The 294-nt window shown below is 67.0% G+C and carries 1 protein-coding gene; it reads right to left on the reverse strand.

The features are described 5' to 3' along the window. A partial coding sequence (locus NE591_RS14930) for a dephospho-CoA kinase (RefSeq protein WP_256157065.1) occupies nt 1-232 on the reverse strand: 232 nt, incomplete at its 3' end. Between the last annotated feature and the right edge of the window lie 62 nt (nt 233-294).

Consider the following 294-nt stretch of genomic DNA (forward strand, 5'->3'; position numbering starts at 1 on the left):
CGAGAAATGGTGGCCGAGCACCACGTAGGGCGCGGCGGGCACGTGCCTTGGCGGCCAGGGCGCTGCGCACCACTTCCCCGTTCTCATCGAAGATGTCATCGCCGAACGCTCCGCGCAAATCGTCCTTCACCGTGTCCCACATGAGCACCTCGTGCCCCACCTGATCGAGATCGATCCAAGCCAGGCCCTCGTCGGTGAGCGCCTTGCGCGCCGTGGACTTGCCGGCGCCCATGCCGCCGATGAGAAACAGCTACCCCGACCCCGACTCCCTCATCGCCGAGATGACCCTCGGCG

This window comes from Adlercreutzia sp. DFI.6.23, assembly GCF_024462535.1.
GTDB classification, from domain to species: domain Bacteria; phylum Actinomycetota; class Coriobacteriia; order Coriobacteriales; family Eggerthellaceae; genus Adlercreutzia; species Adlercreutzia rubneri.